The sequence below is a fragment of the Ruegeria sp. C11 genome (genome assembly GCF_056537725.1).
The window spans coordinates 122,629-142,376 of sequence record NZ_JBQFSB010000003.1; the positions used below are offsets into that span (position 1 = coordinate 122,629).

18 protein-coding genes are annotated in these 19,748 nt (G+C 60.6%); 4 read left to right on the forward strand and 14 right to left on the reverse strand.

Annotated elements, in window-relative coordinates; translation table 11 throughout:
- Positions 1–4: 4 nt before the first annotated feature.
- The 5 genes from ACR0NA_RS06560 to ftsW form a co-directional block, all read right to left on the reverse strand.
- Entirely contained in the window at positions 5–271 is a 267-nt protein-coding gene (locus ACR0NA_RS06560) for a DUF2484 family protein (protein WP_170650760.1), read from the reverse strand.
- Positions 268–516 (reverse strand): DUF2484 family protein, encoded by a 249-nt coding sequence (locus ACR0NA_RS06565; RefSeq protein ID WP_480727208.1) that lies wholly within the window; start codon positions 514–516, stop codon positions 268–270. Before ACR0NA_RS06565 ends, ACR0NA_RS06560 begins: the two co-directional genes overlap by 4 nt.
- 76 nt (positions 517–592) lie before the next feature.
- Positions 593–2,002 (reverse strand): UDP-N-acetylmuramate--L-alanine ligase, encoded by a 1,410-nt coding sequence (murC, locus tag ACR0NA_RS06570; protein ID WP_480727210.1) that lies wholly within the window; start codon positions 2,000–2,002, stop codon positions 593–595.
- Complete coding sequence (locus ACR0NA_RS06575) at positions 1,999–3,096, reverse strand: UDP-N-acetylglucosamine--N-acetylmuramyl-(pentapeptide) pyrophosphoryl-undecaprenol N-acetylglucosamine transferase (protein ID WP_480727212.1); 1,098 nt, start codon at positions 3,094–3,096, stop codon at positions 1,999–2,001. Before ACR0NA_RS06575 ends, murC begins: the two co-directional genes overlap by 4 nt.
- The gene (gene ftsW, locus ACR0NA_RS06580) at positions 3,096–4,259 is read right to left on the reverse strand and encodes a putative lipid II flippase FtsW (RefSeq protein WP_480727214.1); all 1,164 of its coding nucleotides are present in this window, start codon (positions 4,257–4,259) and stop codon (positions 3,096–3,098) included. Before ftsW ends, ACR0NA_RS06575 begins: the two co-directional genes overlap by 1 nt.
- Positions 4,260–4,517: 258 nt before the next feature.
- Here ftsW and ACR0NA_RS06585 point away from each other — a divergent pair, with 258 nt between their 5' ends.
- Positions 4,518–4,928: a nuclear transport factor 2 family protein gene (locus tag ACR0NA_RS06585; RefSeq protein WP_480727217.1), complete on the forward strand. Its 411-nt coding sequence runs from the start codon at positions 4,518–4,520 to the stop codon at positions 4,926–4,928.
- Positions 4,929–5,000: 72 nt separating this feature from the next.
- A complete protein-coding gene (locus ACR0NA_RS06590; RefSeq protein ID WP_480727220.1) occupies positions 5,001–6,182 on the forward strand; it encodes a BaiN/RdsA family NAD(P)/FAD-dependent oxidoreductase in 1,182 nt (393 codons plus the stop codon).
- Between the two features lie 99 nt (positions 6,183–6,281).
- On the opposite strand, the gene murD is transcribed toward ACR0NA_RS06590, so the two are convergent.
- From murD to mraZ, 8 genes are all read right to left on the reverse strand, one after another.
- The gene (gene murD, locus ACR0NA_RS06595) at positions 6,282–7,682 is read right to left on the reverse strand and encodes a UDP-N-acetylmuramoyl-L-alanine--D-glutamate ligase (protein WP_480727222.1); all 1,401 of its coding nucleotides are present in this window, start codon (positions 7,680–7,682) and stop codon (positions 6,282–6,284) included.
- A gap of 152 nt (positions 7,683–7,834) precedes the next feature.
- On the reverse strand, positions 7,835–8,917 hold the full coding sequence (gene mraY / locus ACR0NA_RS06600) for a phospho-N-acetylmuramoyl-pentapeptide-transferase (RefSeq protein WP_170650768.1): 1,083 nt from the start codon (positions 8,915–8,917) through the stop codon (positions 7,835–7,837).
- Positions 8,918–8,941: 24 nt separating this feature from the next.
- The gene (locus tag ACR0NA_RS06605) at positions 8,942–10,336 is read right to left on the reverse strand and encodes a UDP-N-acetylmuramoyl-tripeptide--D-alanyl-D-alanine ligase (protein ID WP_480727227.1); all 1,395 of its coding nucleotides are present in this window, start codon (positions 10,334–10,336) and stop codon (positions 8,942–8,944) included.
- Positions 10,333–11,814, reverse strand: coding sequence for a UDP-N-acetylmuramoyl-L-alanyl-D-glutamate--2,6-diaminopimelate ligase (locus ACR0NA_RS06610; protein ID WP_480727229.1), 1,482 nt, complete (start codon positions 11,812–11,814; stop codon positions 10,333–10,335). Before ACR0NA_RS06610 ends, ACR0NA_RS06605 begins: the two co-directional genes overlap by 4 nt.
- A gap of 20 nt (positions 11,815–11,834) precedes the next feature.
- A complete protein-coding gene (locus tag ACR0NA_RS06615) occupies positions 11,835–13,622 on the reverse strand; it encodes a peptidoglycan D,D-transpeptidase FtsI family protein (RefSeq protein ID WP_480727232.1) in 1,788 nt (595 codons plus the stop codon).
- Entirely contained in the window at positions 13,619–13,987 is a 369-nt protein-coding gene (gene ftsL, locus ACR0NA_RS06620; RefSeq protein WP_170650772.1) for a cell division protein FtsL, read from the reverse strand. Before ftsL ends, ACR0NA_RS06615 begins: the two co-directional genes overlap by 4 nt.
- Positions 13,984–14,976, reverse strand: a complete 993-nt coding sequence (gene rsmH, locus ACR0NA_RS06625) for a 16S rRNA (cytosine(1402)-N(4))-methyltransferase RsmH (protein WP_480728023.1) — start codon at positions 14,974–14,976, stop codon at positions 13,984–13,986. The genes ftsL and rsmH overlap by 4 nt, the downstream gene beginning before the upstream one ends.
- A 4-nt stretch (positions 14,977–14,980) precedes the next feature.
- Positions 14,981–15,484 (reverse strand): division/cell wall cluster transcriptional repressor MraZ, encoded by a 504-nt coding sequence (mraZ, locus tag ACR0NA_RS06630; RefSeq protein ID WP_480727236.1) that lies wholly within the window; start codon positions 15,482–15,484, stop codon positions 14,981–14,983.
- Positions 15,485–16,386: 902 nt separating this feature from the next.
- Here mraZ and ACR0NA_RS06635 point away from each other — a divergent pair.
- On the forward strand, positions 16,387–16,611 hold the full coding sequence (locus tag ACR0NA_RS06635) for a DUF1127 domain-containing protein (protein WP_170650774.1): 225 nt from the start codon (positions 16,387–16,389) through the stop codon (positions 16,609–16,611).
- A 366-nt stretch (positions 16,612–16,977) separates the two neighbouring features.
- The gene (locus ACR0NA_RS06640) at positions 16,978–17,268 is read left to right on the forward strand and encodes a DUF1330 domain-containing protein (RefSeq protein WP_480727239.1); all 291 of its coding nucleotides are present in this window, start codon (positions 16,978–16,980) and stop codon (positions 17,266–17,268) included.
- On the opposite strand, the gene ACR0NA_RS06645 is transcribed toward ACR0NA_RS06640, so the two are convergent.
- Entirely contained in the window at positions 17,265–19,661 is a 2,397-nt protein-coding gene (locus ACR0NA_RS06645) for an ATP-dependent helicase (RefSeq protein WP_480727241.1), read from the reverse strand. The genes ACR0NA_RS06640 and ACR0NA_RS06645 overlap by 4 nt on opposite strands.
- Between the last annotated feature and the right edge of the window lie 87 nt (positions 19,662–19,748).

A 19,748-nucleotide genomic window follows, 5' to 3' on the forward strand; every position in this document is an offset into this window, starting at 1 on the left:
TCGATTATTTTCCGGTTGCCTTCTTGCCCTGCAATTTCGACTTTGTCCAACGGGTCAGGTAAATAACAGGCCAACGCAGCACCGACATCCCTGCAATCAGCACGATCAGGCCGATCCATGGGCCGTTTTCATAGGTGACATAGCCCAGCAGAGGGATTCCGATGGCGATCAGGATATAGGCGCGGGTCCAGTGGTGATCCTTGCTGGGGATCATGGCCAGCACATTTGCAGCCAGCCCCCAGAGGCAGGCAAGGGCGATGGACCAGTTCATTCCGCGACCTCCTGCCCGGTCCATTTGCGCCAGTAATAGCGGATGGGATTGCGGAACATAGATACGAATGCTGCAAAAGCCAGCGCAGAGATGAACCAGCCGTAGTCATAGCCCAGCCAGACAATCAGCGCCGGCGCGCAGATCAGCAGCAGAATGCCCGGAGGGAATTGCAGCCGCATCGGCAGCAGCGCCACAATCGTCGCGCAGATCACCCAGATCGCGGCAAAGATCATCGAATAGCCCATTCACCCCTCCGAGGACGCACGGAAGCCTCTGGCATACTACCACACTTGCAGGTTGTGCGCCAAATGAGGTCCGACGTCAAACGGCTTGTTTTCTCTGCAATCTCTCAGGCAACCCGTTGGCCCAGGCGCTGATCGTGCCTGCCCCCAGACAGACGACCATGTCGCCGGGGCGCGCCTGTTCGCGGACGAGCCGTTCGAGATCGTCTTCGTTGAGGATCGCGCGGGCGTGGCGGTGGCCGTGGCGGATCAGCCCCGCGACCAGATCGTCGCGCCCTGCGCCTTCGATCGGGTCTTCGCCTGCGGAAAATACGTCAGCGATGGCGATCACGTCAGCGTCGTTGAAACAGGTGCAGAAATCATCGAACAGATGCGACAGGCGGGTGTAGCGGTGTGGCTGATGCACTGCGATGACGCGGCCTTCGGTCGCCTGACGGGCGGCTTTCAGCACGGCGGCGATTTCCACCGGGTGGTGGCCATAGTCGTCGATGATGGTGACGCCATCGATCTCGCCCACTTTGGTAAAGCGGCGGTTGACGCCGCCGAAATTGGCCAGCGCCTCGCGTATCTCGCTTGCCTTCATGCCCAGATGGCGGGCAACAGCCACGGCAGACAGCGCGTTCGAGACGTTGTGATCGCCGGGCATGGGCAGCGTACAGCCTTCGATCACCTTGTCTTCGTATTGCAGGTGAACGTCGAAATGAGCCACGCCCGCCTTGTAGGTCAGGTTTACGGCACGCACATCGGCCTGCGCGTTGAAACCATAGGTGCGCACGCGGCGGTCAGTGATGCGACCCACCAGCGCCTGCACTTCGGCGTGATCGGTGCAACAGACCGCGAGTCCGTAGAACGGGATATTCGAGACAAACTCGTTGAAGCCCGCGCGCAATTTGTCGAAATCGCCCCAGTGCTCCATATGCTCTGGGTCGATATTGGTGACGATGGCGATGGTGGCGGGCAGTCGGTTGAACGAGCCGTCACTCTCATCCGCCTCGACCACCATCCATTCACCCTGCCCCATGCGGGCGTTACTGCCATAGGCGTGGATAATGCCACCATTGATCACGGTCGGATCGAAATCGCCCGCCACCATCAGCTCGGCCATCATCGTGGTGGTGGTAGTCTTGCCGTGAGTTCCGGCGATGGCGATGTTTGACTTCAGGCGCATCAGTTCCGCCAACATGTCTGCGCGGCGAACCACCGGCAGCCCTTGCGCGCGCGCCTCGTCCAGTTCGGGATTGCCCGGCTTGATCGCGGTCGAGGTGACGACAACGGCGGCGTTTTGCAGGTTTTCGGCGCGCTGGCCGACAAAGATTTCAGCACCCAGCCCCGCCAGTCGATCTGTGATCTTGGACGCCTTGAGGTCCGATCCCTGCACCCGGTACCCGAGGTTCAGAAGCACCTCGGCGATGCCCGACATCCCGATCCCGCCGATTCCAACAAAGTGAATCGGCCCAACGTCCTGCGGCAGTTTGGTTGCGGGTGTCATGCGGTCTCCTTCTGCGCCAGTTGTTCGACAAGGGCCGTCAGACGCTCGGTCGCGTCGGGGGCACCAGTCGAAAGGGCGGCATGGGCCATTTTCTGTGCGGCTTCGGGGTTGGTCAGAACCGTGGTGATTTGCTGCGTCAGCGAAGAAACGTCAAGGACGTTTTCGGGAATCATGATCGCGCCGCCCGCCTGTACAAGTCCGCGCGCATTGGCGGTTTGATGATCCCCCGCCGCGGCGGCGAAGGGGACCAGTATCGAAGGGCGGCCGATGACCGAAATATCGGCAACGCTGGAAGCCCCGGAGCGCGAAATGACTAGCTGCGCGTCGGACATGCGGCGGGGCACGTCGTCGAAAAAGGGCTGAACGTCGGCGCGAATGCCGTGTTCGGAATAAAAGGCGGTGACGCGCTCGCCATCCTCGTCTCGGGCCTGATGCGCCACGCGGATACGGCTGCGCAGATCTTCGGACAAACCGGCGATTGCCGCCGGAACCACGTCACTGAGGATGCGCGCACCCTGAGAGCCGCCCATCACCAGAACTGACATCGGATACTCTCCGGGTGGGATATATCCCGCCGCCGCGCGTTCAAGCACGGCCGCGCGCACCGGGTTGCCGACGTGCACCCCATGGGCGCCTTCCGGCAGATCGGTGGGCCAGACACCGCAGGCCACATAGGCAACGCGGGTTGCAAACAGCTGGTTCACCCGGCCCAGAACACCGTTCTGTTCGTGAATCATACGCGGGATGCCCAGCATGGTTGCTGCGCTGAGTGCGGGGATCGACGGGTAGCCGCCGAAACCGACCACGACATCCGGTTTGTCCCGCATCATCTGAAAGACCATGCCGGTCACACCGCCTGCAATCTTGGGCCCGGCCATTGCCTTGGCGGCCAGCCCCCCACGTGCGAAGGTTGCGGAGGAGGCTTCTACGATCTCGGTCGTGTGGGGAAAGCCGCTGGTGTAACGCGCACCACGCGCGTCGGTGGACAGGCGCACGCGCCAGCCTTTTTTCAGCATGGATTCGGCCAAAGCCTGGGCGGGGAACATATGACCCCCGGTGCCGCCAGCCGCAATCAACAGATAGGGTTTGCCCATTATCCTCTTCCGCGCAGAATATCACCAAGTTCGCCCTGTGGGCGGGTGCGGGTAAAGGCCAAAAGCATGCCAACCGCAATCCCCCCCGCGATCAGCGAAGAACCGCCATAGCTGACAAAAGGCAGCGTCATGCCCTTGGCGGGCAACAGGCGCACGGCGACACCCATGTTGATCATCGCCTGAACCCCGAACATGCAGGCCAGACCCGTGCCTGCCAGACGGATGAACATATCACGCTCGCGCATCAGGCGCAGCAGCGACCGCACGACGATGATCGAGTAGAGCGCGATGATGATCAGCACCAGGATCAAGCCGTATTCCTCGGCCGCGACTGCGATGATGAAATCGGTATGGGCATCGGGCAGCGACCATTTTACCTGCCCCTCGCCGACGCCGACACCGAACAGCCCGCCTTCGCGGATGGCATTGGTGGCATAGCCCAGCTGGGTAGTCGGATCGACCTCCTGATTGAGAAAGCCGTCGATGCGGCGTGCGAAGTGTTCCGAGTTGGAATAAGCAAACATCCCACCCAGAACCACGGCTCCGGCCATGCCAAGCAGCAGCAGCATCGGCGCACCTGCCACGAAGTACATCACGCCCCAGCCGAACAGGATCAGGCAGGCCTGCCCAAAGTCCGGCTGCATCACCAGCATACCAACGATAGCCATGCACAGCGCAAAAGACCACAGACGCCCCGGCGGGCCATTGATTTCCTGCGAAGCGGCGAACAGCCACGCAGCAACGACGACAAATCCGGGTTTCAGAAATTCAGATGGCTGAAGCGACGCAAAGCCCAGCGAATACCAGCGCACCGCGCCCTTGCCGAAATCAGTGCCAAAAACCGGCAGAAAGGCCAGCGCCACAAAGGCTGCCACAAACCCCAGCACCGCCAGACGCCGCACCAGCGTGGGCGACATCATCGAGGTCAGCAACATCGCAACCAGCGCCATTCCGCCGAAAAACGCCTGCCTCTCGACATAATGGAAAGGATCGAACCCGTTTCGTCCGGCCAGCGGCGGGGACGAGGCCAGCCCAAGCAACAATCCGATGACAAACAGGATCAGAACACAGGACATCGTCCATTTGTCGATCGTCCGCCACCATTTCGGAAGGATCGGTTCACCACGCCGGTCCGGGACCGCGCCATACACCATCTCAGTCATGAGATTACCGCCACTATCTGCCTCGTTAACGCCCCGTTTTCGGGGTCTGTGTGTGAGAGTCTACAGGGGTTTTTGCGTTTGGGCTAGAGGGATGACGCTGATGCGGCAAAGTCACTGCGTATAGACCCAACAAACTCACTATGCGTTTCGGATTTCTTAGACTCCCGCAATCATTTCAGTTGCAGGCGTGGGTTGCCGGAAAGCTGCCCCCACAATACGCTTCATTGTCATCCAATCGATTTATTGGTGGAGACTCCAATGAAAGACATTTCCAACGAAGCCCAAGCCCTTTTTGCGCGATATTTGGAGTGCTGGAACAATCGCGACTTTGAGGGCGTCGCGGCCTGTTTCGACGAGCCGTCAATGTTCGTTCTTCCAACCGGCCCGGTAAGTCTGCCAAACCGGCAGGCACTGGTGGAACTGATTGGGAAAATTTTCGACGGTCTGGAAGCCGCAGGTTTCAGCCATACGACAATCGGTGCAATCGAGGCGCACCCGTGCGGCGACGGACTTGCAATACTGGACGCGCGGGACGTCAGCAGATTCAAAAAAGACGGTTCGATTTTGGAAGTCATTGATGGCCACTACATCATTCGCCAATCCGAAGAGGAATGGCGCTTTGCGGTGGCCGTGCCCTGCGCCACCGGTTGGAAAGAAGCCGCATCCTAGGGTGACTATCGTCCCGGCTGCTCCAAACGGCGCCCTCTTGCCTTTACTTGCAATCCGCGCCATGCGCAGCGCATGAGATACGACACGATCATCCTTGGCGCCGGCGCCGCCGGCATGATGTGCGCCGCCCATTGCGGCGGGCGGGTTCTGGTGATCGATCACGCGAAAGCCGCGGGAGAGAAAATCCGTATTTCGGGCGGAGGGCGCTGCAACTTTACCAACATGTATGCAGGCCCGGAAAACTTTCTGTCGCAGAACCCGCATTTCTGCAAATCGGCGCTGGCGCGCTATACCCAGTGGGATTTCATCGATCTTGTGAACCGCCACGGCATCACCTGGCACGAAAAGACACTGGGGCAACTGTTCTGCGATGGCTCATCAAAACAGATCATCGCCATGCTGATGGCCGAGATGGAGCGCGCGGGGGCCGAGCTTTGGGTGCGCAGCACGGTCTGCGACCTGCGCAAGATGGAAACCGGCTTTGCGCTGGAACTGGAGCGCGACGGCAAGCGGCACAACCTGACATGTACCAATCTTGTGCTGGCCACAGGTGGCAAATCGATCCCCAAGATGGGCGCGACCGGACTGGCCTATGACATTGCCCGCCAGTTCGGGTTACGAATGACCGACACCCGCGCCGCCCTTGTTCCCTTCACATTCCCGGATGGCCGGTTCAAAGACCTGTCCGGCGTCGCGCTGCCCGCGCGCCTTTCAAACGCCCGCACCGGTTTTGACGAGGCGCTGCTGTTCACCCATCGCGGCCTCAGCGGCCCCTCAGTTTTGCAACTGTCATCATACTGGCGTGAAGGCGAGGCCATTACCGTCAACCTGATCCCCGACCTGCCGCTGCTGGACCTGCTGCGCGAGCAACGGCAGGTTTCGGGGCGCAAGGCGCTGACGACGGAACTTGCGCGTCACCTGCCTGCCCGGCTGGTGGATTACCTTCAGGGGGAAATCCCGATGAATGGCAATCTGGCGGACCAGTCAGATACCAGCCTGACCGAGCTTGCGGAGGCGCTGAGCGCGTGGTCCCTGACCCCATCCGGAACCGAGGGCTACCGCACCGCCGAGGTCACACTGGGCGGAATCGATACGGATGACCTGTCGTCAAAGACCATGGCGGCAAAGAACGTACCGGGCCTCTATGCTATCGGAGAAGCGGTGGATGTCACCGGCTGGCTGGGCGGCTACAACTTCCAATGGGCCTGGTCGTCAGGCCATGCCGCCGGAACGGCCATAGCCTCGGGGCGCTGATCCCTCTTCTTCTCGCAACAAAATACGGCGGGGGTGAATTGACCGAAGGTCAAGACGGGGCGGCGTCCCTGGTGGCGTTTCAGAGCAATCAGACGCGTCTTAGCCCGCCAGCCGCTTGCGAACCTCGGCTACAAAATCCTCGCCCCGCTGTTCGAAATTGTCGTATTGATCAAAACTTGCGGCGGCGGGCGCCAGCAGCACAGTTTCGCCTTCCTGAGCATCCGCCATCGCGCGTTCCACTGCCCCGGCCATGGTGGTGCAGACTTCGGCCTCAGCCTCCAGCTGCATGGCGAACCCTGCCGCCTCTCGCCCGATCACATAGGCTTTCAGCACTTCGCTGCTTGCGCCGTTCAGGGCCGACAGCCCACCCTCTTTCTCAAGACCGCCGCAGATCCAGCGTATCTTCCTGAAGGCGCTCAGCGCCTTTACCGCGCTGTCCACGTTGGTCGCCTTGGAGTCGTTCACGTAAGTCACGCCCTCAGCCTCGGCAATGATCTGGCTGCGATGAGGCAGGCCCGGATAGCTATGCAACGCGGCCTCGATCACCCGCGGCGCCAGCCCCAGCGAGCGGCAGGCCGCATAGGCGGCGCAGGCATTCTGGTGATTATGGGCGCCCGGCAACCCTTTGATGCCGCGCAGGTCGATCGATCCGGTCTGACGACCCTTGCGGTATTCCGACAGAAACCCCTTTCGCGCAAAAACCTGCCAGCCGGGGCCGGTCAGTTTCCGCTCGACCGAGATGCGGATGACCCGGTCATCCGACGGCCCCTCGGACATCTGCCCCGCCAGAAAGGCGCCTTCGGCCTCATCCACGCCAATCACGGCCCGATCCGGCCCGCCTTCGGAAAACAACCGGCGTTTGGCGGCGAAATACCCACCCATACCGCCATGCCGATCCAGATGATCGGGGGAGAGGTTGGTGAACACGGCCACATCCGGCGTCAGCGCGCGCGCCAGCTCGGTCTGATAACTGCTGAGTTCCAGCACCACGACCGACCCGTCGTCGCCGGGGTCGATATCCAGCACGCCGCGCCCGATATTTCCGGCCAGCTGTGCCTCGCGCCCGGCTTCTGTCAGGATGTGATGGATCAGGGCGGCGGTGGTCGATTTGCCGTTCGAACCGGTCACGGCAATCACCCGCGGCGGCGTGTCGAACTTTTCCCACTCCGGCCCTGCAAACGAGCGGAAAAACAGGCCGATGTCGTTGTCCACCGGCACCCCGGCATCCTGCGCGGCTGCTACGACCGGGTTGGGTTCGGGATAGAGGTGCGGGATGCCCGGCGACACGATCAACGTCTCGATATCTTCAAAAGCGCCCTGCCGTCGTAAATCGACGCAATCGAACGCTTCATCGGCAGCCGCATCCCGCGCTGCCGGATTGTCATCCCAGCATATTGGCGTGGCGCCCCCGGCGCGCAGAGCCCGCGCCGCCGCCAGACCTGACCGGCCAAGCCCCAGAACCGCTACTTTCTGCCCTGAAAACCCTTTGACCGGGATCATATTGCCTATCCTTAAACTCTGAGAATTCCGCGGCCACACTGCACCGGGGCGATTCCGCTTGGCAAGATGTGAAAAGGCTTACGCGACAGCGTGAGCCGGGCCCAACAGGTGGCAGGCGGGCGCCAGCCCGCAGAACCTGGAGGGAGATCCCCTCACCGTACCTTCAGCGTCGCCAGACCGATCATCGCGAGGATCAGGGAAATGATCCAGAACCGGATCACGATGGTCGGCTCTGCCCAACCCTTTTTCTCATAATGATGGTGGATCGGCGCCATCAGAAACACACGTTTGCCTGTACGTTTGAAGTAGAGAACCTGAATGATGACGCTCAGCGCCTCGACGACGAACAATCCGCCGACAACAGCCAGCACCAGCTCGTGCTTGGTCGCAACGGCGATGGCCCCCAGCGCTCCGCCCAGCGCCAGCGATCCGGTGTCGCCCATGAACACGGCAGCAGGCGGGGCGTTGTACCAAAGAAATCCCAGCCCTGCGCCGAACAGGGCAGATGTGAAGATAAATATCTCACCCGTTCCCGGCACGTAATGCACATCCAGATATTCGGTAAAGTCGACCCGGCCCACGGCATAGGCAATGATCCCAAGCGTCGAGGCCGCAATCATCGCGGGCATGATCGCCAGACCGTCCAGACCATCTGTCAGGTTCACCGCATTCGCGGCACCGACGATCACGACGATGGCAAACGGAATATAGAAAAGACCCAGATTGATCAGCGTGTCCTTGAACACCGGCAGCGCCAGTTGGTTCTGCAGGTCAGCCGGATGGTGAAGCGTGGCCCAGAATGCGGCCAGCACGGCAATGATGACGCCCAGCGCCAGACGCAATCGGCCCGGGACACCACTGGTGTTCTGCTTGGAAACCTTTGCGTAATCATCGGCAAAGCCGATAGCCGCATAGGCGAGCGTCACGAATAGCACCATCCAGACATATGGGTTGTCCCACCGCGCCCAGATCAGGGTGGACGTGACCAGCGCGCCGACGATCAGCAGCCCGCCCATGGTTGGTGTGCCTGCCTTGGAAAAATGCGCCTCGGGGCCGTCGTCACGGATCGGCTGGCCCTTGCCCTGTTTTCTGCGCAATACGTTGATCAGCGGCTTGCCAAAGAGAAAGCCAAAGATCAGTGCGGTCAGAAAGGCGCCCCCTGCACGGAACGTGATATAGCGGAAGAGGTTCCAGAAATCCCCTCCGTCCGACAGGGCGGTCAACCAATAGAGCATCTCAAAACCTTTCCCAAACGCCGATCATGGTTCAAGCGCGCTCCCTTGCCCCATTTTCCGCAAACCGTCAACAATCCGCGCCAGGCCCATGCTGAGCGACCCTTTGGCCAGAACCGTGTCACCCGCGCGGATCAGGTCCGGCAAGTGCCCCGCCATCTCGGTGCTGGTCTCGCTCCACCGTCCGCGCTTTTCGGCAGGCAGCACGTCGTGCAGCGCCTTCATCAGCGGGCCAATGCAGTGGACCTGATCGACCTGCGCCATCGCCGCGACATCCGCCATACCGGCATGCATTGCGACTTCCTGCGCGCCCAACTCTTTCATGTCACCCAGAAACGCGATCCGGCGCGCGCCTTGCGAGGCGGCCAAAACGTCCAGCGCGGCCTCCATCGAGGTGGGGTTGGCGTTGTAGCTGTCATCCAGCAACTCGATCTGCCCGCCTGTCGCCAAAGGCAGCGTTTCGCGCACGCCGCGTCCTTTGACCGGTGACCATCGGCGCAGACCGGCAACGGCCTCATTCAGATCGACGCCCATTTCAACGCAGGCCGCCAAAGCGCCCAGCGCATTCATGGCAAAATGAGTGCCCGCGGATTGCACGTCGTAGGTGATCAGCGTGTCCCCGACCGAAGCGCTCGCCTGAACCGAGTCGCCTCCTTGCGTCACATCCGTCAGACTGTAGTCCTTGGCATCGCGGCCGAAATCGACGATCCCGGCGCCATGGTCGTGTGCGGTCTGACGCAGGATGTTCGCATGCTCGATGTCGGCATTCACAATCGCGGCCCCGCCACTTTCCAGCCCTTCGAAAATCGCCGCCTTTTCATGGGCGATGCCCGCAACCGACTCGAACGCCTCAAGGTGAACCGCCGCAACGGTCGTGACCAGGGCCACATGCGGGCGGGCCTGTCGGGCCAGAGGCGCAATCTCACCCGGATGATTCATGCCGATCTCGATCACCGCGTATTCGGTGTCGCGCGGCATTCGTGCCAATGTCAGCGGAACACCCCAATGGTTGTTATAGCTGGCAACACTGGCATGGGTCTTTCCCTGCATGGACAGGATTGTCGACAGCATTTCTTTGGTCGAGGTCTTGCCGACACTGCCGGTCACGCCGATGACGCGCGCGTCGCTTCGGGCGCGGGCAGCCTGCCCCAGCGCCTCAAGCCCGGTCTGAACGTCATCCACGATCAGCAGCGGCGCATCCTCGGACACACCGTCCGGAATGCGTGAGACCAGCGCAGCGCCCGCGCCTTTCTCAAGCGCCTGCGCCACAAAATCATGGCCGTCCCGCACGTCCTTCAGCGCGACGAACAGATCACCCGGCTGTATCGTGCGGGTATCGATGGAGACGCCGTTTACCACCCAATCGGCGGTGGCACGTCCGCCGGTTGCATCAGCGGCCTCGGCTGCGGTCCAGAGCGTCATGCCACCCTCCCGTCCAAAGCGGCCACAGCTATGCTGGCCTGTTCGGCATCGTCGAACGGCAGAACCTGATCACCGACGATCTGACCGGATTCGTGCCCTTTGCCCGCGATCAGCAGCGCGTCGCCCGGCTGCAGGGCATCGACGCCGCGCAGAATCGCCTCGGCCCGGTCGCCCACCTCGGTCGCTTCCGGTGCGCCCTGCATCACGGCAGCGCGGATCGTGGCAGGGTCTTCGCTACGCGGGTTGTCGTCGGTGACAAAGACGATATCCGCATTCTCAGCCGCCGCCTGGCCCATCAGCGGGCGTTTGGTGGCGTCGCGATCTCCGCCTGCGCCCACGATGGCGATGAGACGCCCCATCACATGAGGGCGCATCGCCTTGAGCGCGGTCGCAACGGCATCCGGCGTGTGTGCGTAATCGACAAAAACTGCCGCCCCGTTGTCGCGGGTCGCGGCCAGCTGCATTCGCCCGCGAACAGTGGTCAGGTGCGGCAGGGTTTCAAATACACGTTCCGGATCATCCCCGCTGGCTATGGCCAGACCACAGGCCAGCAGCACGTTTTCGGCCTGAAACCCTCCGATCAGGTTCAGGCGGGTCTGGAGTGTTTTACCGCGCCATGAAAACCGCAGGTCCTGCCCGGTAGCGTCGAACCGCTGGTTTAGCAGGCAGAGATCCGTGTCCGCCTGCCCTACCGTCAGCACCTTTTGTCCGCGTGACAGGGCGATGTCGCGCATCTCGGGGCCTTTGGGATCGCTGATGTTGATGACGGCCGTACCATCCGGCGGCAGGACCCGCGTGAACAGGCCGGCCTTGGCGATGAAATAAGCCTCGAACGTGTCGTGATAGTCCAGATGATCCTGCGTGAAGTTGGAAAAACCGGCCGCTGTCAGGTGCACGCCATCAAGGCGACGCTGTTCCAGCCCGTGGGACGATGCCTCCATCGCGGCGTGGGTCACGCCATTGGCCGCCGCCTCGGCAAGGCAGCGGTGCAAAGTGATCGGCTCGGGCGTGGTATGGGCCAGCGGTGCGGTCCATGCCCCTTCGACACCTGTCGTGCCGAGGTTCACCGCGGCATGGCCAAGTTCGGTCCAGATCTGGCGCACAAAGGTTGCCACGGATGTTTTGCCGTTGGTCCCCGTGACCGCAACCATGGTCTGAGGCTGCGCCCCGAACCACAGCGCTGCCGTGTAGGCGAGCGTCTGACGCGGGTCTTCGACGACGATCAACGCAGCATCGGATGCGGCCAGTTCGCCGGCCGCGATTTCTGCACCTTTGGCATCGGTCAGGATGGCGGCCGCCCCCATACGCAGGGCAAATTGGATGAATTCACCGCCGTGAACGCGCGTTCCGGGAAGGGCCGCGAACAGATAGCCATCCTTGACGTCGCGGCTGTCCACCGCGAGTCCGGTAATGTCCGGGTCCTTGCCGCCCCGCGCGGTAAGGGCCAGTTGGCTAAGTTTCGTTGACTTTGCGCCCATGACCCACCTTTTCGGACTGCCTAATTTGAGGTCAGCGTTATAGCAGCGCCCGCATCAGGCTCAAGCCGGGGACGCAGCCCCAGCAACGGAGCAACCCGACCGATCAACTCTGCGGCCACAGGCACAGCGGTCCAGCCAGCGGTGCGCCGCTTTTCGCCGTAGGCCACGATCGAGGGTTCGTCCAGTGTAACCACCAGAACGTATTTCGGGTCATATGCCGGGAACAGCGTGGCGAATGTCGCGATCACCCTGTCATCGTAATACCCGCCACGCGGTTTTGGCTTGTCGGCAGTGCCGGTTTTACCCGCAACGTCATAGCCCGGCACTTCGCCAAAGCTGGCTGTGCCGCTGGTGACAACCTTGCGCAGCATTTTCTGCGCCTGACGCGCTGCATTCTCGGACATCACGCGCGGGCCGTATTGCGGGCCGTTTCGGCGCAGGATCGTCGGGCTGACATAGTGGCCGCCATTGGCGATGGCGGCATAGCCCGCCGCCAGATGCATCGGGCTGGTGGAAAGGCCGTGGCCGTAAGAGATCGTGACGGTACTGAGTTCGCCCCATTTCTTTGGCTTCAGCGGCTCGCCACCTGCAGCCTCGACAATCTCGAACGGGGTGGGTTCAAACATGCCCAAACCGGCCAGAAAATCCTGCTGACGCTGCCCGCCGATTTGCAGGGCCAGCCGTCCGGTGCCCCGGTTCGAACTTTTGACGATGATGTCGGCGACGCTGAGATCGCCATAGTTCTTGCCCTGGAACTCTCCAATCGGGAACCGCCCGATCCTCATCGGGCCCGAAGTGTCGATGATGGTTTCCGAGTTGACCAAACCCAGATCAACGGCCTGTGCCGCCGTGAAAATCTTGAAAACCGAGCCCAGTTCATAAACACCCTGCACATAGCGGTTGAACAGCGGGCTGTCAGACGGATCAAACCCCGATGTCGGCGGCCTTGGCCGGTCATTCGGATCGAATGACGGCAGAGAAGCAGCGGAAACAACCTCGCCCGTGTGGGCATTCATCAGCACTGCCGAGGCGCCTTTGGCGTTCATGATCTTCATGCCGCCATAGAGAACCTGTTCGACCGCCGCCTGAACGGTCAGGTCCAGCGAAAGTTGCAGGGGCTTGGTGCCGTTGGCGGGATCGCGGAGATAACCGTCGAACTGCTTTTCGATACCGGCGACGCCAATGACTTCAGCAGCATCCACCCCCTCGCGGCCAAACCCGGCTCCGCCGAGGATATGGGACGCTAGGCGGCCGTTGGGATAAAGGCGCATTTCACGCGGGCCGAACAGGATGCCCGGATCGCCGATGTCGTGCACGGCCTGCTTCTGTTCCGGCGAAATGCGTTTCTTGATCCACAGAAACTTGCGCTTGCCGGTGAAATCCTTGACCAGACGATCCTTGTCCAGATCAGGGAAGATCCCGACCAGTTGATCCGCGGCTGCGACCGGGTCGATCATCAGAGGCGGCTGGGCGTAGACCGAATAAGTCTCGAGATTCGTTGCCAGAATGCGCCCTTCGCGGTCCACGATATCCGCGCGCTGCATCGCGATGGTTGCACCGGAGGCACTGGCAAGGGGTTCCTTTGCCTCGGACGTCGCCAACATACCCATGCGTGCGCCGACCACCGCAAATGCCACGAAAAAGAATGCGCCCAAAACCAGCAACCGGCCCTCGGCGCGGGCGCGGGACCGGTCCTTCATTTCCTCGTGGCGCTTGTGGATGTTCTCGCGCTCGATCAAATCGGGGTTCTCGCCGCGTGCTCGGGCATCAAGCACCTGCGCCAAAGGACGGAGCGGTGTACGCGTCATGGGATCTGCACCTCGCCCAGGGCCTGAACATCGGTGATCGCGGTCAGGTCATTCGGATCGATCTCTGGCAGGTCAGGATCTTCGGCATAAGCGATCTGATCCGCGCGCCCGAACTGCTCGGCACGCAGCGGCAGCAGGCCAAGGCGTTCAAAGTTCAGGTCTGCCAGCTCGCGCAACCGGTCGGGGCGATTCAGATAGGCCCATTCGGCGCGCAATACGGCCAGCCGGGCCTGCGCGGCTCCGATCTGAGTTTGCAGAGACCGGGTTTCTTTCAGAACCTGCTGCGTACGGTAGTTTTCCTGATAGGCCCAGAGGGCCAGACCAAACACGGACAGAGCGGTCAACACATACAAAATACTCTTCATCTTGCTCTTCCACCAAGTTGCGGCATGCCGATGGCGCGGGCGTCTACTTCCCCCGCCGGAGCATCGGTGCGAACGGCGACCCGCAACTTGGCAGACCGCGAACGTGGGTTTTCATCCAATTCCTGTGCATCCGGCCCTACGGCCTTGCGCGTTTTCAATGTAAATTGCGGCTGTTCCTGTTGTATCTCGGGCGCATAGCGGTTTGCGCGACCGGTTTTGCCCGCCCGCGACTGGAAAAACCGCTTAACCATCCGGTCCTCGATGGAATGGAACGTGACCACCGCCAGTTGACCGCCGGGTTTCAAAGCACGCTCAGCCGCCATGAGGCCCTGAAACAGCTCTTCGTACTCGGCGTTCACCGCAATGCGCAGGCCCTGAAAGCTGCGCGTCGCGGGATGTGACTGCCCCGGCTTGGGGCGCGGCAGGCAGGATTCGATGATCTCGACCAGACGCAGTGTTGTGGTAATCGGCTCCTCGGCCCGTGCCTTTATGATCGCCTTGGCAATGCGGCGGCTGGCGCGTTCTTCACCGTAGTGGAACAGGATATCCGCCAGCTGCGCCTCGGTCGCGGTATTGACCAGATCGGCGGCGCTTTCGCCTTCCTGGCTCATCCGCATGTCCAATGGACCGTCCTTCATAAAGGAAAAACCGCGCTCGGCCTGATCCAGTTGCATGGACGAGACGCCAAGATCCAGCACAACGCCATCCAGGTCCTGGGCGTATTCATCCATACGCGAAAACACTCCGGGCTGCATCACCAGCCGGTCGCCATATTCACCGGCCCAATCCGCCGCCATATCAAAGGCCAGCGGATCACGGTCAACGCCGATAACAGTGTCGGCACCGGCATCCAGCAAGCCGCGCGTATAGCCGCCGGCGCCAAAGGTTCCGTCAAGCCAGGTGCCCGAAACAGGTTCAACCGCGGCCAGCAACGGGCGCAACAGAACAGGAATGTGAGGTTTGTCGGAAGGGGTTTGCGTACCGGCCATGCCGTCACGCATCCCCGGGACCATCGAGGAACTCCATCGGATCGAAATCGTCCGGCAGTTCGTCCAGCCATTCTTCGGCTTTGGCCAGTTCTTCGGCCTCGTAAGTCTCGGGTTTCCAAATCTGAAAGGTATCACCGGCGGCGATAAAGAACGCCTCGCCCTCTAGCGCGATCTTGCTGCGCAGCTTGGCGGGCAGAACCAGACGACCGGTTTCGTCTACGTTGGTCGGAAAGGACTGACCATGGAACATGCGCTGCAGCATCTTGCGCTGCATGGACCCGCGCGGAAGTGCATCGATCTTGGCGTCAACTTCGTCGATCGCCTCCATCGTGTAGCATTCAAGATAATTGCGGCGGTGGTCGCCATAAACAATCACGAGTTCCGGATTGCTACCTGACTGCCAGTTGGGATCGGAGGCTTCAAGCACACGGCGAAAAGAGGCCGGGATCGACACCCTGCCCTTCGTATCCACCTTGTGGTGGCTTTCGCCTCTGAACCTGCGCGCCAAGACGACTGTCCCTTTCGCTTGCGCCCCACTTGAAATTCACGTTCCCCCCGAAGGTAAAAACGGCGGGTTGATCTGCTGCCACTGATCAACCCGCCGCATTCGCCCGCTTTGCGGGAAGTCCAGCTGCGCGCGCCACCTGGGGGGATGTCTGCTCGCTCGCGCGCCGGATCTTGGTGTCTGATGAAAAGCGAGATGCCTGTATGAAACCTGTTTGTTTTTGGTCGGGGTCGTTTGGTGCCCCATCTGCCTCGTCCTCATCGGATGTATTAGGGATGCCATGGGAATTCATGGAAATCAACTGGTTTATTCAATGAATCATGTCCCTCAGCGTCAATTTGAACGTCAGCAGCACAACTAATTCATCCATTTTGTCCACAAATAGAATTATCTATACAGCCGATCACTATATATGGTGTATTTATGATAGGTGCAATTTTTTCCCTCGATTTCCCAGAAAAATTAGCATTTCGCCAATTCCTTCACATATGTTCGCAATTTGTTCCCAATTTCCGCCACGAATCATTCCCCAGAACCAGTCCGCTTTGCTCTAAAACCAAGAGATCGCCCCCCTAAACACCGCTTCCCATAAATTCCCGTAATTCCCTCCGCTAAGATCAAGAGGGGTTGTCAGAACGCCGAAACTTCCACCGGGGCCGCCCAAATTTTCAACAGTCAAAAGGAAAATTTCCGAAAGGACAGCACCCGGGTTTTTAAGAAAGGCACCAGGAAGCCTTATTTTCCTGCACCTATGCGCCTCGTCGGATTTTCCCCCTTCAATCTATGCACTTGCTGCATAGCGGCATTGATCACGAGAGGTATTGTGCAGTTGCAGCATTTGCCTATTTTGATGCTCAAGCAAGCGCCGCAACATGGTGGCGAAACGAAAGATACGGAATACAAAAATGGCAGTAACAAGCGCACAGAGCACGCTGAAAGGCGCACATTCATTTGGCATCGCGTCGCTGTTCGAAGCAGCGAAGGACCGCTTTCTGCGGAACCGGATGTATCGCCAGACTGTCAACGAACTTTCGTCGCTGTCGAACCGTGAGCTGGCCGATCTGGGCCTGCACCGTTCGATGATCCGGCGTGTGGCCCAGCAGGCGGCCGAAGACCAGATCGCGCGCTGAGCGCAACAGAAACAACCGAGATCAGGCCCTCCTCCTCCCTGAGGGTCTGTATTTCAGCGGCGACGTCTCTCCTCCTCCCTGACGTTGCCGCACCCTATACCGGCCCTGAACGCCGGAGCTGATACGCCGGGCTTCCTCCTCCCTGTCCCGGTGTTGCAAGCGCGCGGCGATGCCCTCCTCCTCCCTGGCGTCGCCGCGACTTCATACCGGGATCAAACCCGGGTTCGGATACATCGGGGCTTTCCTCCTCCCTGCCCTGATGTTGAAAAGAACGGCGGTTCCCCTCCTCCTCCCTGGGAACCGCCGTTTTTGTTTTATGCAACTGTGTGTAGGATGAAGCTCTGATCGGGATTATCGGAGCTTCCAATGGCCGCTTATTTCATCGCCCAGATTACCATCCACGATCCCGACGGGTATCAGGGATACCTTGAAGGATTCATGCCGATCTTTGACCGGCACGGGGGCCGCCTGCTTACAGTGTCATCCAAACCCGTGGAGGTGATCGAAGGTACTTGGCCCGAGGACGGAATCGTCCTGATGGAGTTTCCGTCGCTTGAGGCCGCAAAGGCATGGAAAGACGATCCCGACTATGTCGAACTGGCGAAAATCCGGCATAAGACAGCGACTACAAACATGGTTTTGGTCGAAGGGCTTTAAAACGGAACGTCGTCCTTGGCGGTCAGATACTGAGACACAACCTTCTTGAGACCCGCCTTGTCGAAATCAACCTCGACCTTGTCGCCTTCGATACCAGTCACCGCCCCATAGCCGAACTTCTGGTGGAACACCCGTTCGCCCAGTGTGAAACTGGCCACTGCGGTTGCGTCGATCACGGTGTTGCGGGATTCGCGCGGCTGCGACATGCCGTATTGGCCCTGCCGGGCTTGCATCCGTTTCCAGCCGGGCGAGTTATAGACGTTTGCCTCGGCCGCACGGGTTTCGATTGTTGTCGTAGTCTGCCCACCACCATAGAGACCCGGCGGTGTCAGCACTTCGACATGATCCTCGGGCAGTTCATCTATGAACCGGGACGGCATCGCGTTCTGCCACTGTCCGAACACCCGCCGATTGGCCGCGAAAGAGATGGTGCAGACCTCTTCGGCACGGGTAATGCCGACATAGGCCAGCCGCCGCTCTTCTTCGAGGCCCTTGATTCCGGATTCGTCCATTGACCGTTGTGAGGGGAACAGCCCATCCTCCCAACCCGGCAGGAAAACGGCAGGAAATTCCAGCCCCTTGGCCGCGTGCAACGTCATGATCGAAACCTTGCTGTCTGCGTCCTGAGAATCGTTGTCCATGATCAGGCTGACATGTTCCAGAAATCCCTGCAGGTTCTCGAAACTCTCCAGCGCCTTGACCAGTTCCTTGAGATTTTCCAGACGCCCCGGCGCCTCGGGCGTTTTTTCGTTCTGCCAGTGGGCGGTATAGCCGGATTCGTCCAGAATGATCTGCGCCAGTTCGATATGAGAGGTTTCGGGTTCGCCGTAGCGGGCCGGTGCGGCCCCGTCATCGATGACCGAATCGTCGTCCAATTCAATCCGTGGCCCGCGCGTCATCGCGTTCCAGCGCGCCAGCCCCTCGAGCAACTGCCGCAAAGCCGCGCCGCCCTTGCCCTTGATCAACCCCTGATCAACAGCGATCCGCGCCCCGTCAACCAGCGACACGCCGTTTTCTCGCGCAGTCAACTGGATCGTCTGCTGCGCCTTGTCGCCAAGTCCGCGTTTGGGTGTGTTCACGATCCGCTCGAAAGCGAGATCATCCTCGGGGCTGATGACCAGCCGGAAGTAGGCCATGGCATCGCGAATCTCCATCCGCTCATAGAATCGCGGGCCGCCGATGACGCGATAAGGCAGGCCGATGGTCAGGAACCGATCCTCGAACGCGCGCATCTGGTGTGATGCGCGGACAAGGATGGCAATTTCATCAAGGTTCACGGGCCGCACGCCACGGGTGCCGCCCTGCATGGCGTCGATTTCCTCGCCGATCCAGCGCGCCTCTTCCTCGCCATCCCAATGGCCGATCAGGCGAACTTTCTCTCCGTCTTGCGCGTCAGTCCAAAGCTCTTTGCCCAGACGTCCCTCGTTACCGCGAATGACGTTCGAGGCCGCCGCCAAAATATGCGGGGTCGAGCGATAGTTCTGTTCCAGCCTCACCACAAAAGCGCCGGGGAAATCCTTTTCGAACCGCAGGATGTTGCCCACCTCGGCCCCGCGCCAGCCATAGATCGACTGATCGTCGTCACCCACGCAACAAATGTTCTTGTGTGCCCCGGCCAGCAGGCGCAGCCACATGTACTGGGCGACATTAGTGTCCTGATATTCGTCCACAAGGATATAGCGGAACCAGCGCTGGTATTGCTCCAGCACGTCCGTATGGGTCTGAAAGATCGTGACCATGTGCAACAGCAGGTCACCGAAATCCACCGCGTTCAGTTCGCGAAGGCGGGTCTGGTACTGAGCATAAAGCTCGATACCCTTGTGGTTATAGGCCCCTGCATCCGCGGCGGGCACCTTATCAGGCGTCAGGGCGCGGTTTTTCCAGTCATCAATGATTCCGGCCAGCATCCGCGCGGGCCAGCGTTTGTCGTCGATATTGGCGGCCTGAGTGAGTTGTTTAAGCAGCCGCTTCTGATCATCCGTGTCCAGAATGGTGAAGTTCGACTTCAACCCGACCAGTTCCGCATGACGCCGCAACAGCTTGACGCAGATCGAATGGAAGGTGCCAAGCCATGGCATCCCTTCGGCGGGCTGGCCCAGCATCCGGCCCACACGCTCTTTCATTTCGCGCGCGGCCTTGTTGGTGAAGGTCACCGCCAGAATCTCGTTCGGGCGGGCCTTGCCGCTGCGCAACAAATGGGTGATGCGGGCGGTCAACGCCTTGGTTTTACCTGTCCCCGCCCCCGCAAGCATCAGGACCGGGCCATCAAGCCGTTCGACCGCCTCGCGCTGCGCGGGATTGAGATCGTTCAGATAATCCATCTGACGCGCAGGCATGGCCCGCGCCGACAGCGATGCGCCTTCAAAGGCGTCCATTTCGTCGAAACTGCTCATGGCTGCAAACTACGCCGGAAACGGGGAAAGGGAAAGGGTTTGTTCATGCCTTGTTCCAACTCTGAAAGGTCGCATCCGGTGTTGGCT